A 15,933-nucleotide genomic window follows, 5' to 3' on the forward strand; every position below is an offset into this window, starting at 1 on the left:
GACCGGGCCCGGTCGGCCCCTTCGGCGCCCCGGTCAGTGCGCCGCCGAATCCCAACTGCGGCCCACGCCCACCGAGACCTCGAGCGGCACCGACAGGGCGATCGCATTCGACATTTGTTCGCGGGCCAGCGATTCCAGTGCTTCCCGCTCGCCTGCGGCGACTTCGAAGACGAGTTCGTCGTGGATCTGGAGCAACATCCGGGACCGCAGCCCGGCGTCGGCGATCGCGCGCTGGGTGTTGATCATCGCGACCTTGATGATGTCGGCAGCGGTGCCCTGGATGGGCGCGTTGAGCGCCATCCGCTCGGCGGCCTCGCGGCGCTGGCGATTGCTGGAATCCAGATCGGGCAGGTAGCGGCGGCGACCGAACAAGGTCTCGGTGTAGCCCACCTTGCGCGCCTGATCCACCGCGTCACGCAGATAGTCGCGAATCGCGCCGAAGCGGGAGAAGTAGACCTCCATCTGCGCCTTCGCCTCTTCGGCACTGATCCGCAGCTGCTGCGAGAGTCCATAGGCGGACAGGCCGTAGGCCAGCCCGTAGGACATCGCCTTGATGCGGCGGCGCATCTCCGGGTGCACGTCGGCGATCGGGATGTCGAACGCCTTGGACGCGACGAAGGTGTGCAGGTCCTCGCCGGAATTGAACGCCTCGATCAGCCCGGCGTCCTTGGACAGGTGCGCCATGATCCGCATCTCGATCTGGCTGTAGTCCGCCGTCATCAGCGACTCGTAGCCGGGGCCGACGACGAAGGTATCGCGGATGCGCCGGCCGGTGTCGGTGCGGATCGGGATGTTCTGCAGATTCGGCTCGGTGGAGGACAACCGGCCGGTGGCGGCGATGGTCTGGTTGAACGTGGTGTGGATACGACCGTCGTCGGCCACCGACTTCAGCAGTCCGTCCACGGTGACCTTGAGGCGGGTGGCGTCGCGGTGCGCGAGCAGATGTTCGAGGAAGGGATGCTGGGTCTTCTCGAACAGCGACTCGAGCGCGTCGGCGTCGGTGGTGTAGCCGGTCTTGGTCCGCTTCGTCTTGGGCATGTCCAGTTTGTCGAACAGCACCACCTGCAGTTGCTTCGGCGATCCGAGGTTGATCTGCTCACCGATCACCTCGTAGGCCGCTTCCGCGGCCGAGGCCACCCGGTCGGCGAATTCGCGCTGCAGCTGGTCCAATTCGCCGGTGTCGACGGCGATGCCGGCGTGCTCGAGTTCGGCCAGCACGCCCAGCAGCGGCAGTTCCATCTCGGTGAGCAGCGGCACGGATTCGATGCGGTCGAGTTCGGCGTCGAACGCCTCGGCCAGATCGGCCACCGCGCGGGCGCGCAGGATCTCGGCCTGGGCCAGTTCGGTGTCGACCTGGTCTTCGTCGTCGAGCAGCGACAGCTGGGCATCCTCCGCGGCGTCTACCCGCAACTCCCGCGACAGGTACCGCAGCGACAGATCGTCGAGGTTGAAGGTGCGCTGTCCGGGGCGGACCAAATAGGCCGCGAGCGCGGTGTCGCTGGTAAGCCCGGCCAACCGCCAGCCGCGCCCGCGCAGAGCGTGGATGGCCGCCTTGGCCTCGTGTACCGCCTTCGGGGTGCCGGCGTCGGCGAGCCAGCGGCCCAGGGCGAGCTCGTCCTCGGGGGTCAGCGCGACCACATCGAAGTAGCCGCCCTCCCCGTCGGCGGCGGCGATCGCGATTGCCTTCACGTCACCCTGTACGGGCGTGGTGGTGCCGACGATCGACACGCCGTGGCGCGCACCGGATTTCGCGTGTTCGGCCAGCCAGTCCGCGGCGGCGCCGGGCGCGACCGGGCCGCCGCTGATCTCGAAACCGCTCTCGGCCTCCGGCTCCGGCGGCGCCAGCGTCTCGAACAGCCGGTCCCGCAGCACCCGGAATTCGAGATCATCGAACAGGCGGTGGATCTTGTCGCGGTCCCACGGCTGCTGCGCCAGCTGCTCCGGGGTGTACGGCAGCGGAACATCCTTGACCATCTCGGTGAGCTGCCGGTTGAGCACCACGCTGGACAGGTTCGCGCGCAGCGCGTCGCCGACCTTGCCGCGCACCTCGTCGACCCGCTCGACCAGGGTGGGCAGATCGCCGAATTCGCGAATCCACTTGGTGGCGGTCTTCTCCCCCACGCCCGGGATGCCGGGCAGATTGTCGCTCGGGTCGCCGCGCAGGGCCGCGAAGTCCGGGTACTGGGCCGGGGTCAGGCCGTACTTCTCCTCCACGGCCTCCGGCGTGAAACGGGTGAGTTCGGAGACACCCTTCTTCGGGTACAGCACGGTGACATCGGAGTTGACCAGCTGCAGCGAATCCCGGTCGCCGGTGACGATGAGCACCCGGAAACCTTGCGGCACAGCCTGAGTCGCGAGGGTGGCGATGATGTCGTCGGCCTCGTAGCCTTCGATGGCCATCACCGGGATGCCGAGCGCGCCCAGCACCTCCTGGGTGATCTCCACCTGCCCGCGGAATTCGTCGGGGGTGGTGATGCGGTTGGCCTTGTACTCCGGGTATGCCTCGACCCGGAAGGTCTTCCGGCTGACGTCGAACGCGGCCGCCACATGGGTGGGCCGTTCGTCGCGCAGCAGGTTGATCAGCATGGCGGTGAAGCCGTAGACGGCGTTGGTGGTCTGCCCGGTGACGGTTTTGAAGTTCTCCGCCGGTAGCGCGTAGAAGGCGCGGTAGGCCAGGGAATGGCCGTCCAGCAACAACAGCGTGGGCCGCTCGCCGGAAGCACCCGCTGCCGTACTCCCGGCTTTCGGCGCGGCCGCTGCGGCGGTGGAGGACGACACACTGCCCTGACGCTGATCGGTGGAGGCTGGAGTCACGGCACAGAGTCTAGGGATATCCACCGACATCCCCGGCCACCGGGCACGGACCGGCATGTGTCGCCCGAGAATCCGTACGGGCGGCAACGGTCGCCCGCTTTCACACCGACCACACCCGCCCCGTCTGCACACACCGAACGGGTGTCGAACGACCACGCGGCCTTCGATGCCCGACGTCGCATCGTCGAGGGCGTCGCCGGTGCGCTCGACCATCGTGTGGCCGGCGCACGACGTCGGCCCGCCCGATTCGGCGGACCTCCGCCCGATCGGGAGCCCTGCCACCCGCGGGGTCTGCGCGACCGAGCGGGGCGATCAGGACTTCGGCGCGAGATTTTCCAGGACGACCTCCGCGACCGCCTTCATGGTGGTGCGGCGATCCATCGCGGTGCGCTGGATCCACTTGAACGCCTGCGGTTCCGACAGTCCCTGCGTCTGCATCAGCACGCCCTTGGCGCGCTCGACCAGTTTGCGGGTCTCCAGGCGGTCGGACAGATTCGCGACCTCCTGTTCCAGCGCCGATATCTCGTGAAAACGGCTGGCCGCCAACTCGATCGCGGGGACCAGATCCGATTTCGTGAACGGCTTCACCAGATAGGCCATCGCACCCGCGTCGCGCGCCCGCTCGACCAGGTCACGCTGGCTGAACGCGGTCAGAATCACTACGGGCGCAACACGTTTGGAGGCGATTTCGCCCGCGGCATCGATACCGTCGCGCCGCGGCATCTTCACATCCATGATGACCAGATCGGGGCGCAGTTCCACGGCCAGATCGACCGCCTGCTGGCCGTCGCCGGCCTCACCCACCACCTGGTAGCCCTCCTCGGAGAGCATCTCCACAAGGTCCATCCGGATGAGCGCCTCGTCCTCGGCCACCACGACACGCTTCGCGGCAGCGGGCGCGTCCTGCTTCGCGCCCGCGCCCCCTGCATTCGTTCCCATAGACAGACCCCTCGATATTCCGATGCCGACACCCGATGTGCGCCTCCGGTCCCACCCTGTCACCGGCCACGCACCCCGAGTGTCCTAAAGCGTACCGTTCAACTCCGCTCACAACCCATCTACCCAGCGGGAACCCGCCCGCGCGGCACCGATTCGGTAACCTGGGCACCCACCGGCTATCATTTCTTCCCGGTGCGCCGAGTTGGCGGAACTGGCAGACGCGACGGTCTCAAAAACCGTTGTCCTCACGGACGTGTGGGTTCGAGTCCCACACTCGGCACCATTACCGGCGGCCCGATCGGGCCGCTTTTGTCGTATTCGAACCGAATCGGCAGGGTGTCCCGTGCATACGCGTAGGGTGGGGCCACACGACCCCTGACAGGAAGAGGTCGCGCGTATGCGGGTGAATCGGCTCACCGCGGATCTTTCGGGATATCCCGATCTGGTGGTGATCTATCTGGGGATGCGGGTGCGAACCCCACGGGGAATGCTGCGTCTGCTCGGTCTGGGACCGAAACTGTATCGCTCCCATCACGATCGGCCCGATGGGCTGTTGCGGCACGAGGACATCATCTGGTCGCTGCTCCCGCCGCACTGGGGCGCCCGCCAATATTGGCGTGACCTGGACAGCCTGGAGCGCTGGACCCGTTCTCAGCCGCATCGCGACTGGTGGCAGCGGTTTCTGCGCGACTCCGGCGGCACCGGGTTCTGGCACGAGGCCTATTTCCTGCGCGGCGGCATCGACACCATGTACGACGATATGACCGCGCCCACCGGCCTGGGCGCCTTCGCTCCGACCCGATCCATGCGCGGAACGCTGTTCAGTACGCGCGGCCGGGCCCGGGACAACGCCACGCGGGCCGGGGCGGACAGCGCTCATCTCGGCACGGAACCGACGGTCGCCCCGGTCGTCGAGGAAGCCTCCTACTATGGAAACGCTTACGGCCCCGACGGTTCCGAGGCGGACCGGCGGCCGTAGCGCCACACCCTTCGCCCAGCCGGTCAGCGAAAATTCGGCAAACGGTCGGACGCGACGCGCTACCGGCAGCTGAACATCGCGTGAAATAAGCGGATTTCGGCCGTCCTCGGCTTCTGCCGGGGGCCGCGGCCACCTACCGTAGCGGTCATGCACGTCCTGTTCGTCTGCTCCGGCAACGTCTGCCGCTCGGTGATCGCCGAACGTCTGACCCGCGCCGTCGCGGCCGAACACGGTCTCGACGACCTGACCGCCGAGAGCGCCGGCACCCGCGCGCTCGTCGGCTTCGGCGTCGATCCCCTTGCGGCACAGACCATCACGGGCCTCGGTGCGGATCCTAGCAACTTCTCAGCACGCAAATTGAAGCCGGAGATGGTCTCGCGCGCGGACCTCGTGCTGGCGATGACCGAGCAGATCCGCGACCACATCATCGACCTGGTTCCAGCCGCCCGGCCGCGGACCTTCACACTGCTCGAGGCCTACCGGGTGACGAAGGTCTCCGGTGCCCGCACGATCGCGCAGATCGACAGTGCGCGAAACGATCTCGCACTGGTGGGCCGGGAAAACATCGCCGACCCGGTGGGATTGTCGAGCGAAAAGTACTGTGCTGTCGGCGATCGAATCGCCGAAACGCTGGTCCCGCTGCTGCTCGCCCTGCACGCCCCTCGCGACGCGGGCCGCACGGAGTCCGGCCGGCCCCGGCTGGTGCTGCTGCCCGGGGGACGTATCGAAACCCCGCCGTGGGGTATCGAGCCCGTGCGAATCGGCCGCCACGCCTGAACAATCCGGCGCCGGGCATGCCGCCCTCCCGCGGATCGGGATCCGGGGTTAGACTCCCCGCGGTAACTGCCGACGCCGATGGTTCGACACCGGAACAGGACACAGACATGCCGAAACGAATTTCGGATGTTTCACTCCATGTTTACGTCACACCGGAAACGCTCGACCGCGTCGTGCACACCGTGCGCTGCGTGGTCGACGACCACCTCGCCGAGCACGATGTTTTCGCCTGGCGCTTCACCCTGCCCGTCGACCCCGATCAACCCGGCCATACGGTCCTGGAGACCCAGTGGCGCCTGGAACATCCCCACCGCGACCCCGGCTCGCGGCGCACCTACGAGATAGCGCTCAGCCTGGTGGGCGATCCCGATCAGCTGACCGAATCCGGCCTCGCCGCACTCGAACATCGACTGGTCCTCGGGATCGCCACCACCGCCGACGCCGTCCCCTACACGATTCACGCGCTCCATCGCGACAGCTACGACTTCGACGAGAACCGCGAACGACTCTGACCGGCGCTCCCGGCGCACAGCGCTACTTGCGCGCCGGGAAGTGCCTGATCACGCACTCCTGCACCACGGTGGCCAGCAGCTCGCCGGCCCGCGAATAGAAGTGGCCGGTGGCCAGGCCGCGCGAACCGGCGGCCACCGGTGACTGCGTCGCGTACAGGGCCCAGTCGTCGAAGCGGAACGGACGGTGGAACCAGATCGAATGATTCACCGTGGCGGCCACGATCCGGTCGTGGCCCCACGACAGTCCGTGCGTGGTGAGGATCGAATCCAGCACCGTGGTGTCGGACGAATAACCCAGCGTCGCCACGTGGATCAGCGGATCGTCGGGCAGTTCGCCGTCGGCCTTCATCCACACCCGGTTGTGGTTGAGGGTGCCGCCGGTGCCCTTCAGGACCCAGGCCGGATCGTTGGTGTAGCGCAGATCGATCGGACGCGGCGCCTGCACGAACATCTGCAGTTTGTCCTCGAACCCGGAGAACGACTCCTCCACCCGGGGCAGACCGTCCGGATCGGGCACCTGCGGCTGCGGACTGGCGTGTTCCAGGCCCTTGGCCCAGTCCTGGAACGCCGCCAGCATCACGAACAGTTCCTGATCGTCCTGATACGCCGTCACCGTGCGGTTGGCGAAGGCACGCCCGTCCCGATGGCGTTCGACCCGGTATTCGATCGGTTTGCGCACATCGCCACCGCGCACGAAATGAGCGTTGACCGCATGCACCGGGCGCCCCGGTCCAACTGTGCGGCCGGCCGCGATGATCGCCTGCGCCACCAGCTGGCCGCCGAAGGTGCGACTCGACACCTTCTCCGGATGGTGACCGAGGAAGACGTCCTCGCCGATCTCATCGAGCTCGAGCAGGCCGAGCAAAACGGCGAGATCGCCGCCGTTCTCACGGCCGGTGCCGACCGATTCGCCCAGTGAGGCGCTCACCTCAGTGGTCCTCCTCGCCGATGCGATGCACGTGGATCAGGTTCGTGGAGCCGACGGTACCCGGCGGGGAGCCGGCCACGATCACCACGAGATCGCCCTTGGCGTAGCGATTCAGCGACAGCAGTTCCTTGTCGACCTGGCCGATCATCTCGTCGGTGGTACCGACCGGCGGGACGATGAAGGTTTCCACACCCCAGGTCAGCGCCAGCTGGCTGCGGACCTCCGGCAGCGGGGTGAACGCCAGCAGCGGCAGCGTGGTGTGCAGGCGGGCCAGCCGGCGCACGGTGTCGCCCGACTGGGTGAAAGCCACCAGCGCCTTGGCGTTGAGCCGCTCGCCGATATCGCGGGCCGCGTAGGAGATCACGCCGCGCTTGGTCCGCGGGACGTGGGTCAGCGGCGGCACCCGGGTCGAGGATTCCGATTCCACAGCGTGCACGATGCGTGCCATCGTCCGCACCGTTTCGATCGGATACTGGCCGACCGAGGTCTCACCGGAGAGCATGACCGCGTCGGCACCGTCGAGCACCGCGTTGGCGACATCGGAGGCCTCGGCGCGGGTCGGGCGGGAGTTGCCGATCATCGACTCCAGCATCTGAGTCGCGACGATGACGGGTTTGGCGTTCTCCCTCGCCATCTGGATCGACCGCTTCTGCACCAGCGGCACCTGCTCGAGCGGCAGTTCGACGCCGAGGTCGCCGCGGGCCACCATGATCGCGTCGAAGGCGAGCACGATCGCCTCGAGATTGTCGATGGCTTCGGGCTTTTCGAGTTTGCCGATCACCGGCACCCGGCGGCCGACGCGGTCCATGACGTCGTGCACCAACTCGACGTCGGAGGGCGACCGCACGAACGACAGGGCGATGAAGTCCACGCCGAGCCGCAGGGCGAATTCCAGATCCTCGATGTCCTTGTCGGACAAGGCCGGAACGGACACGTCCATGCCCGGCAGCGAGACGCCCTTGTTGTTGGAGACCGGACCGCCTTCGGTGACGCGGCACACCACGTCGCTGCCCTCGACGCGGACCACGGTCAGCCCGACCTTGCCGTCGTCGACGAGCAGCCGGTCGCCGGCCTTGGCGTCCTCGGATAGTTGTTTGTAGGTGGTGGAGACGCGATCGTGGGTGCCTTCCACGTCGTCGACCGTGATCCGCACCTCCTCGCCCGTCGCCCACACGGTGCGGCCCTCGATGAACCGGCCCAAGCGAATCTTGGGCCCCTGCAGGTCGGCCAGAATGCCGACCGCACGACCCATCTGCTCGGCGGCGTGCCGCACCCTGTGATAGTTCTCGGCGTGATCGGCGTGTTCTCCGTGACTGAAATTCAACCGGGCCACGTCCATGCCGCTGTCGACAAGTTCACGGATCCGGTCCTCGGTGGCGGTGGCCGGCCCGAGGGTGCACACAATCTTTGTCCGTCGCATCACGAACCGAGCCTAGTCCTGCCGCCGCAGTGATGCTGATCGGCACACCCCTCACCGGCAATCGACGAAAATATGACGCACATCACATAGTTGACCGGCATGGTCGTCACTCCTGCAAGGGACGGTTGTACGGATCGCGAACTTTGCCGGTGAGGATCAGAATCGCGTCGATGAACGGCCAGATTCCACCCAGACCACAGGTGAGCAGCGTGACCAGGAGCTGTGCGACGCCGATGCCGGTGTAGCCGAGATAGAACCGGCCGATGCCGAGGCCACCGACGAACAGTTGCAACAGCCCGGCGGTCAGCTTCGATTTGTCCGAGAACGGTTCGCCGTACATGTTGCGCCCGTACGGCGCCTCCGGGTCCATGCCGTAGGGCGCGGGCGGGTAGCCGGGGCCGGCGGCGTACGGCTGGGCGTACGGGTCGGCAGGCTGGCCGTAAGGCTGGCTGTAGCCAGCCGGCCCATAGGGGCCCGGTTGCCCGACGCCATACGGGCCGGATTGGCCGTAACCGCCCGGATTTCCCGGCCCGGTGCCCGGAGCCCCGTACTGCGGGCCGTAGCCGGGCTGCGGCTGATAGGGGTCTGTCACGAAGTCCTCCTGATTCGAGCGGTCGGCCCGCTCAGCTCTTATCCGCCTTCTTTCGGCCCGGCTTACCCGACTCGCCTTCGGCCCGCTGCTCGCTGTTCCCGGCGGTGGTGACACCGGCCGCATCCCTGTCATCGGCGGGCGGATCCAGTTCGTTGCCGGTCGCCGCCGAATCGGAGGGGCGGGCGGAGGGGCTGTCCGATTCGCCCGATGCGGGAGTCTCGGCCGCGGATTCGGCGTCAGCCGGCTTATCCCGCTGCGCGGGCGATAGCGGCTTATCCCGCTGCGCGGGCGATAGCGGCTTATCCCGCTGCGCGGGCGATGCCCCTTTCTCGGACTCGCCCTCGGCAGCCGTGGCGGTCTCCCCCGCCGAATCACCCTTCTCCGCGTTCTCGTCGTCCGCGGGCTTCCGGGAGTCGCCCGAGTTCTCGGCCGCGGCGGCGTCCTGTCCGGCGGCGCCGTACCGGCGCAGCGCACCCCATTGCCAGGGCCAGGGGCGCTCACCGCCGGCGGCGAGCTGTGCGGCGGTTTCGCGGCCCTTGCTGGCGAGGGCGAAATACGCCAGCGCGCAGAGGAATACGATCGCCGAGGTGTAGGAGTTGACCCGGATGCCGAAGATGTGGGTGGCCTCGTCGTCGCGCAGCAGCTCGACCCAGAAGCGGCCGAAGGTGTAGATCGCCACGTACAGGGCGAACAGGCGGCCGTGGCCGATCCGCCAGCGTTTGTCGACCGCCACCAGCACCAGGACGCCGAGCAGATTCCAGATCAGCTCGTAGAGGAAGGTCGGCTGCACGACCTTCTCCACCACGCCGGTGGAAACACCGTTCATCATGTCCAGCTGGCCGTCGGAATCGAACCGCAGATAGATCTCGAGGCCCCAGGGCAGATCGGTCTTGCGGCCGTAGAGTTCCTGATTGAAGTAGTTGCCGAGGCGGCCGATGGCCTGAGCGAGCAGAATCGCTGGGGCGATGGCATCGCCGAAGGCGGGCAACGGAATTCGATACACCCGGCAGCCGATCCAGGCGCCGACGCCGCCGAGCAGCACCGCGCCCCAGATACCGAGACCGCCCTCCCAGATTTTCAGCGCGTTGATCGGATGCCCGCCGGCACCGAAATACTTCTCCCAGTCGGTGGCCACGTGATAGAGCCGGCCGCCGACGAGTCCGAACGGCACCGCGAACATCGCCACGTCGAGCACCTTGCCCTGCTCGCCGCCGCGCTCGCGCCAGCGCCGCTCACCCCACCAGATCGCGACGATGATGCCGATGATGATGCAGATCGCATAGGCACGCAGCGGGAACGGCCCCACCTCCCATACGCCTCGCGGCGGACTGGGAACATAGGCCAGTATTGCCCCACCGTGCACATCGACGCCGTCTGCCAGGACTGGAAAAGTCACGGGCCCCACCGTAACGGAGGGGGCCCGCGCCGCCCAGTTCGCGTCTCCGATCAGCTGGTGACAGTCGCCGAACGCACGCCCTCGGCCAGTTCCGCGGTGAGCTCACGGACCTGATCCAGCCCCTGCCCCGCGGCCGTGACCAGCGCCGAGCCGACGATCACTCCATCGGCGTAGGACGCGATTTCGGCCGCTTGCGCACCGCTGCGCACGCCCAGGCCGACACCGACCGGGATATCGGAGTGGGCACGCACCCGCGCGCACAGTTCCGGCGCGGCCGAGGACACCGCGTCGCGCGCGCCGGTAACGCCCATTGTGGAGGCGGCGTAGAGGAATCCACTACTGGCCTCGATGGTCTTGACCAGGCGCTCCTCGGTGGAGGAGGGAGCGACCAGGAAGATGCGGTCCAGATCGTGGGCGCGGGAGGCCTCGAACCACTCCCCCGCCTCCTCGGGAATCAGGTTGGGGGTGATCAGCCCGAGACCACCGGCCGCGGCCAGATCGCGGGAGAAACGATCGACGCCGTACTGCAGCACCGGATTCCAGTAGGTCATCACCACGGCATTGCCCCCGGCGGCGGTGATCGCCTCGACGACGCCGAAGACGTCACGCACCCGTACGCCACCGCGCAGGGCCTGCTCGCTGGCGGCCTGAATGGTGGGACCGTCCATCACCGGATCGGAATAGGCGATACCGACTTCGATGATGTCGCAACCGGATTCGACCATCGCGGTGCACACCTCGATGGAACCGGCCAGGTCCGGGTAGCCGGCGGGCAGATATCCGATCAACGCGGCGCGGCCCTCGCCGCGGCTGGCCGCGAACGTCGATTCCAGACGGCTCACGAGCGATTCTCCTCCGGGGCGGCGGCGTCGTCGAACAGGCCGAACCAGCGCGCCGCGGTATCCATGTCCTTGTCGCCGCGTCCGGACAGATTCACCAGAATGATTGCGCCGGAACCCAATTCGCGGCCCAGCTGCAACGCACCGGCCACCGCGTGCGCCGATTCGATGGCCGGGATGATGCCCTCGGTGCGCGAGAGCAGCAGCAGCGCGTCCATCGCCTCGGTGTCGGTGATCGGCCGGTACTCGGCGCGGCCGATGTCCTTCAGGTAGGCGTGTTCGGGTCCGACGCCGGGATAGTCCAGACCGGCCGAGATGGAATGCGATTCGATGGTCTGGCCGTCTTCGTCCTGCAGCAGGTACGAGTAGGCGCCCTGGAACGCACCCGGCCGGCCGCCAGCGAACGTGGCTGCGTGCCTGCCGGTTTCGACGCCGTCGCCGGCCGCCTCGTAGCCGATCAGCCGTACGCCCTCGTCGTCGAGGAACGGGTGGAAGATGCCGATCGCGTTCGATCCGCCGCCCACACACGCCACGACGGCATCGGGCAGCCGACCGGTTTGCGCCTGCACCTGCACCCGCGCCTCGAGGCCGACGACGCGCTGGAAATCGCGCACCATCAGCGGGAACGGATGCGGGCCCGCCGCGGTGCCGAAGCAGTAGTAGGTTTCCGAGGCGTTGGTGACCCAGTCGCGCAGCGCCTCGTTGATCGCGTCCTTCAACGTCTGCGAGCCGGTGGTCACCGACACCACCTCGGCGCCGAGCAGCCGCATCCGCGCGACGTTGAGCGCCTGGCGCGCGGTGTCGACCGCGCCCATGTAGATCACGCACTCGAGGCCGAGCAGCGCACAGGCGGTGGCGGTCGCGACACCGTGCTGACCGGCACCGGTTTCGGCGATCACCCGGGTCTTGCCCATCCGCTGGGCGAGCAGCGCCTGGCCCAGCACATTGTTGATCTTGTGCGAACCGGTGTGGTTCAGATCCTCGCGCTTGAGCAGGATGCGGGCGCCGCCGGCGTGCTCCGAGAGCCGCTTGCATTCGAAGACCGGCGAGGGCCGGCCCGCGTAATCGCGCTGCAGCCGGTCGAGTTCGGCCAGGAAATCGGGATCCAGTCGGGACTTGTCGTATTCGGCGGAGACCTCTTCGATCACCGCCATCAGCGCCTCGGGGACGTGCCGGCCACCGTAGACGCCGAAGTGACCGCCGAGATCCGGTTCGTGGCTGCGGTGGGTGACGCCCTCGCTGGCCTGGGGCAGCGGCTCGTGCACGCCGGTCATCGGGTGACACCCCGCCGCAGCGGACGCGGGCAGGACGGATGGGTACCCGCGGTCACCAGCTCGGAGACAGCGGCACGCGGATCGCCGCTGGTCACCAGGCTCTCACCGACCAGAACCGCGTCGGCTCCGGCGCCGGCGTAGGCGAGCAGGTCGGCAGTGCCGCTGACGCCGGATTCGGCGACCCGGATGACCTCGGTGGGTAGTCCGGGCGCGATGCGGGCGAAGACGTCGCGATCGACCTCGAGCGTCTTCAGGTTGCGGGCGTTCACGCCGATGACCGAGGCGCCGGCGGTCAGTGCCCGATCGGCCTCCTCCTCGGTGTGCACCTCGACCAGCGCGGTCATGCCCAGCGATTCGGTGCGATCGATCAGCGAGGCCAGGACGTCCTGTTCCAGGGCGGCCACGATCAGCAGGATCACATCCGCGCCGTGGGCACGGGCCTCGTGGATCTGGTAGGGGCCGACAACGAAGTCCTTGCGCAGGATCGGCACGTCGACGACCGCGCGGACCGCGTCCAGATCATCGAGCGAGCCGTGGAAGCGGCGGCCCTCGGTGAGCACGCTGATGATGCGCGCGCCACCGTCCTCGTAGGACTTCGCCAGGCTGGCCGGGTCCGGGATGTCGGCGAGCTCCCCCTTCGAGGGGCTGGCCCGCTTGACCTCGGCGATGACTCCGATCCCGTCCGCGTGCAGAGCGGCGAGCGCATCGCGCGGCGAGGGTGCCGCGGCGGCGGCCTTCTTGACGGCCTGGAAATCCAGGAGGGCTTCCCGAGCGGCCACATCCGCACGGACCCCGTCGAGAATCGAGTCGAGTACCGTCATCTGGCTCGAATCCTTTCTGGGGAGACGGACTTGCTACCTGAGAATCCCCCCAGGTGCTGTCTCACCGATGCTGATAAAGAGTAAATGGAAGGGTAAGCCGAGCAGACGGCGGGGTGTGACGCCCGCCGCCCGGCGTGCCGTGGCAGGGCGCTCATCGGCCCGGCTCGTCGTCGGTCGGGTCGGCGCCCGCATCGAGTGCGTCCCACAGCACGCGCTGCGAGAGTTCGCCCGACTCCGGCTCCGGGGTGTGCGGCGAGGACTTCGGCGTCGCCGTCCGCGGTGCGTCGGTGGCCTCGGTGGCCGATTCCGTATCACCCGTGCGGCGCAATTCGGCATCACCCGTGCGGCGCACTTCGGCGACGTGTTCGGCGGCCGCGGCCCGGCGGAACACCGGGTTGTCGTACTTACCCGACATGCGCGCGGTCGTTTCGGGCATGCGGGCCAGCAGCACTCCGGCGGCGAAGGCGGCGAGCGCACCGACGACGCTGAGTGCGGCCGGGAACGTGGCCGCCGTGGCGGCATCGACGTGCGCGCGGGCGGGCAGTTCGGCGAGCCGGGCGGCCCGTTCGGCGATCTTGCCGTGTTGGGTCAGCAGGGCCAGGCCGGGCACCGCGGCCACGGCGGCGACCAGCGCCACCACTACCCCGATCAGCCGGCGCAGCCAGCCCTTGGTGGCGAAGACGGCCGCGATCGAGGCCAGCAGCACCAGCGCCAGCGGAGTCAGCGCGCCGAACCAGAGGCCGCCGTTGAGATGCTGGGTGCGCGGTTCGGTCAGGCCGTCGGAGGATCGCAGGGTCACCCAGGTCATGCGCGAGGAGCCCCACAGCGCCGCCGCGCCGACGGCCAGCAGCAGGACAGGCAGCACCGGGCGGGCACGTTTCACAGATGTGCCCTCGGAGTCGCCGCTCGTATCCGCCTCGGGGACGCTCGGAATCTCCGCCTCGGGGACGCTCGGAATCGGCGCGCCCGGCGTGGACTTGCCGGCCGGTTCGTTCGCCGAATGTCGTTCGGCTGAGTCGGGGTCCGGGCTACTCATAGCAGGGTGCTGTCGGGTTCGGGAGTGAAGGTGCGTACCGTGCGGGCGGCGGCAACGGCCTTGAGCACGGCCATCGCCTTGTTGCGCGACTCCTCGTCCTCGTAGTCGGGCTGGGAATCGGCGACGATGCCGGCACCGGCCTGCACATAGGCGACGCCGTCCTTGAGCAGCGCGGTGCGGATCGCGATCGCGGTATCGGCGTCGCCGGCGAAGTCGAGGTAACCGACGACTCCGGCGTAGACGCCGCGGCGGGTGGGCTCGTTCTCCTCGATCAACTCCATGGCCCGCACCTTCGGCGCACCGGAGAGCGTGCCGGCCGGGAAGCAGGCGCGCACGGCGTCGAGGGCGATGCGACCGGCCGCCAGCCGCCCGGTCACCGTCGACACCAGATGCATCACGTGGCTGTAGCGCTCGATGTGGCGGTATTCGGTGACGCGGACGGTGCCCGGCTCGCACACCCGGCCCAGATCGTTGCGGCCCAGGTCGACGAGCATGAGGTGTTCGGCGTTCTCCTTCTCGTCGGAGAGCAGATCCTTCTCGAGCAGCACATCGTCCTCCTCGGTGGCGCCGCGCCACCGGGTGCCGGCGATCGGATGTGTCGTCGCCACACCGTCTTTCACGGTCACCAGCGATTCCGGACTCGATCCGACGATGGAGAAGGCGGTGCCGCCCGCACCGTCGGGAATGTGCATCAGATACATGTACGGGCTCGGATTCGAGGCGCGTAGCATCCGGTACACATCGCGCGGTTCGCCGTCGAAGTCCATCTCGAACCGCTGCGACAACACCACCTGGAACGCCTCGCCGGCCTCGATCTCGCCGACCAGCCGCCGCACGCCCGCACCGAAGTCCTCGCTGGTGCGGCGGCGGATGTAGTCCGGTTCGGGACGGTCGAAGACGGACACGGTCGATTCGGCGGGCGCGGCCAGCGCCGCGGTCATCCGGTCGAGCCGGGCGACGGCGTCGTCGTAGGCCTCGTCGACGCGCTCGTCGGTGCCGTTCCAGTTCACCGCGTTGGCGATCAGCGTGATGGCGCCTTCGTGATGGTCGAAGGCGGCCAGATCCGCGGCCAGCAGCAGCACCATCTCCGGGACCCGCAGATCGTCGGTGGTCAGCTCCGGCAGCCGTTCGATGCGGCGCACGATGTCGTAGCCCAGATAACCGACCAACCCACCGGTCAGCGGGGGCAGGCCGGGCAAGCGCTCGGTGCGCAGCAGTTCCAGGGTGTCGTGCAGCGCCACCAGCGGGTCGCCACCGGCCGGGGCGTCGGCGGGGGTGGCGCCCAGCCACGCCGCCTGGCCGTCGACGACCGTCAGCGCGGTGGGGCTGCCGGCGCCGATGAACGACCAGCGCGACCACGAACGACCGTTCTCGGCCGACTCCAGCAGGAAGGTGCCCGGCCGGTCCGCGGCCAGCTTCCGGTAGGCGGACAACGGGGTCTCCGAATCGGCCAGCACCTTGCGCGTCACCGGCACCACGCGGTGCGCGGCCGCGAGTACGCGGAACTGGTCCCGAGTGGTGGTGGTCGCGGTTTCCGGACGGTCGAATGCGGCGCCGTGCATATCGCTCATCATTCCAGTCGGCCGCAACCGAGATTTCCTGGCCC

At 68.3% G+C, this 15,933-nt stretch carries 13 protein-coding genes, 1 tRNA gene and 1 pseudogene; 4 read left to right on the forward strand and 11 right to left on the reverse strand.

Features of this window, described 5'->3' with window-relative positions:
* Window positions 1-33 precede the first annotated feature (33 nt).
* Both polA and C5E41_RS18360 read right to left on the reverse strand, forming a co-directional pair.
* On the reverse strand, window positions 34-2,814 hold the full coding sequence (gene polA / locus C5E41_RS18355; protein ID WP_439956540.1) for a DNA polymerase I: 2,781 nt from the start codon (window positions 2,812-2,814) through the stop codon (window positions 34-36).
* A gap of 312 nt (window positions 2,815-3,126) precedes the next feature.
* A complete protein-coding gene (locus C5E41_RS18360) occupies window positions 3,127-3,753 on the reverse strand; it encodes an ANTAR domain-containing response regulator (protein ID WP_030514623.1) in 627 nt (208 codons plus the stop codon).
* Between the two features lie 196 nt (window positions 3,754-3,949).
* Between C5E41_RS18360 and C5E41_RS18365 the strand changes: the two genes are divergently transcribed.
* The 4 genes from C5E41_RS18365 (at window position 3,950) to C5E41_RS18380 (ending at window position 6,021) form a co-directional block, all read left to right on the forward strand.
* Window positions 3,950-4,036: transfer RNA gene (locus tag C5E41_RS18365), tRNA-Leu, on the forward strand.
* Window positions 4,037-4,150: 114 nt separating this feature from the next.
* Window positions 4,151-4,732 carry a phenylacetaldoxime dehydratase family protein gene (locus C5E41_RS18370; protein ID WP_104377023.1) on the forward strand — a complete coding sequence of 194 codons (582 nt, stop codon included), beginning with the start codon at window positions 4,151-4,153 and terminating at the stop codon, window positions 4,730-4,732.
* Window positions 4,733-4,879: 147 nt separating this feature from the next.
* Complete coding sequence (locus C5E41_RS18375; RefSeq protein ID WP_104377024.1) at window positions 4,880-5,509, forward strand: arsenate reductase/protein-tyrosine-phosphatase family protein; 630 nt, start codon at window positions 4,880-4,882, stop codon at window positions 5,507-5,509.
* A gap of 107 nt (window positions 5,510-5,616) precedes the next feature.
* Window positions 5,617-6,021, forward strand: a complete 405-nt coding sequence (locus C5E41_RS18380; protein WP_104377025.1) for a hypothetical protein — start codon at window positions 5,617-5,619, stop codon at window positions 6,019-6,021.
* A 22-nt stretch (window positions 6,022-6,043) separates the two neighbouring features.
* On the opposite strand, the gene C5E41_RS18385 is transcribed toward C5E41_RS18380, so the two are convergent.
* From C5E41_RS18385 to C5E41_RS18425, 9 genes and pseudogenes are all read right to left on the reverse strand, one after another.
* Window positions 6,044-6,949, reverse strand: coding sequence for an acyl-CoA thioesterase (locus C5E41_RS18385; protein ID WP_258081052.1), 906 nt, complete (start codon window positions 6,947-6,949; stop codon window positions 6,044-6,046).
* A 1-nt stretch (window position 6,950) separates the two neighbouring features.
* Window positions 6,951-8,372, reverse strand: coding sequence for a pyruvate kinase (gene pyk / locus C5E41_RS18390; RefSeq protein ID WP_104377026.1), 1,422 nt, complete (start codon window positions 8,370-8,372; stop codon window positions 6,951-6,953).
* Between the two features lie 103 nt (window positions 8,373-8,475).
* Window positions 8,476-8,961, reverse strand: coding sequence for a TM2 domain-containing protein (locus C5E41_RS35750; RefSeq protein WP_308706038.1), 486 nt, complete (start codon window positions 8,959-8,961; stop codon window positions 8,476-8,478).
* A gap of 516 nt (window positions 8,962-9,477) precedes the next feature.
* Window positions 9,478-10,324 (reverse strand): annotated as a pseudogene (gene lgt, locus C5E41_RS35170) (prolipoprotein diacylglyceryl transferase); the annotation flags it as partial.
* Window positions 10,325-10,407: 83 nt separating this feature from the next.
* Window positions 10,408-11,199 (reverse strand): tryptophan synthase subunit alpha, encoded by a 792-nt coding sequence (gene trpA, locus C5E41_RS18405; RefSeq protein WP_104377029.1) that lies wholly within the window; start codon window positions 11,197-11,199, stop codon window positions 10,408-10,410.
* Complete coding sequence (gene trpB / locus C5E41_RS18410; RefSeq protein WP_104377030.1) at window positions 11,196-12,470, reverse strand: tryptophan synthase subunit beta; 1,275 nt, start codon at window positions 12,468-12,470, stop codon at window positions 11,196-11,198. The genes trpA and trpB overlap by 4 nt, the downstream gene beginning before the upstream one ends.
* A complete protein-coding gene (gene trpC, locus C5E41_RS18415; RefSeq protein WP_030514633.1) occupies window positions 12,467-13,291 on the reverse strand; it encodes an indole-3-glycerol phosphate synthase TrpC in 825 nt (274 codons plus the stop codon). Before trpC ends, trpB begins: the two co-directional genes overlap by 4 nt.
* A 151-nt stretch (window positions 13,292-13,442) precedes the next feature.
* Complete coding sequence (locus C5E41_RS18420; RefSeq protein ID WP_104377031.1) at window positions 13,443-14,327, reverse strand: TIGR02234 family membrane protein; 885 nt, start codon at window positions 14,325-14,327, stop codon at window positions 13,443-13,445.
* Window positions 14,324-15,901: an anthranilate synthase component I gene (locus tag C5E41_RS18425; RefSeq protein WP_439956380.1), complete on the reverse strand. Its 1,578-nt coding sequence runs from the start codon at window positions 15,899-15,901 to the stop codon at window positions 14,324-14,326. Before C5E41_RS18425 ends, C5E41_RS18420 begins: the two co-directional genes overlap by 4 nt.
* Window positions 15,902-15,933 lie beyond the last annotated feature (32 nt).

It is taken from the genome of Nocardia nova (assembly GCF_002933465.1).
Classification (GTDB): Bacteria; Actinomycetota; Actinomycetes; order Mycobacteriales; family Mycobacteriaceae; genus Nocardia; species Nocardia nova_B.

Bases quoted from the DNA above. Each gene is read 5' to 3' on its own strand.
- C5E41_RS18360 (WP_030514623.1), bottom strand. From the start codon at position 3,753: ATGGGAACGAATGCAGGGGGCGCGGGCGCGAAGCAGGACGCGCCCGCT.
- C5E41_RS18370 (WP_104377023.1), top strand. From the start codon at position 4,151: ATGCGGGTGAATCGGCTCACCGCGGATCTTTCGGGATATCCCGATCTG.
- C5E41_RS18375 (WP_104377024.1), top strand. From the start codon at position 4,880: ATGCACGTCCTGTTCGTCTGCTCCGGCAACGTCTGCCGCTCGGTGATC.
- C5E41_RS18380 (WP_104377025.1), top strand. From the start codon at position 5,617: ATGCCGAAACGAATTTCGGATGTTTCACTCCATGTTTACGTCACACCG.
- trpB (WP_104377030.1), bottom strand. From the start codon at position 12,470: ATGACCGGCGTGCACGAGCCGCTGCCCCAGGCCAGCGAGGGCGTCACC.
- trpC (WP_030514633.1), bottom strand. From the start codon at position 13,291: ATGACGGTACTCGACTCGATTCTCGACGGGGTCCGTGCGGATGTGGCC.
- C5E41_RS18420 (WP_104377031.1), bottom strand. From the start codon at position 14,327: ATGAGTAGCCCGGACCCCGACTCAGCCGAACGACATTCGGCGAACGAA.
- C5E41_RS18425 (WP_439956380.1), bottom strand. From the start codon at position 15,901: ATGATGAGCGATATGCACGGCGCCGCATTCGACCGTCCGGAAACCGCG.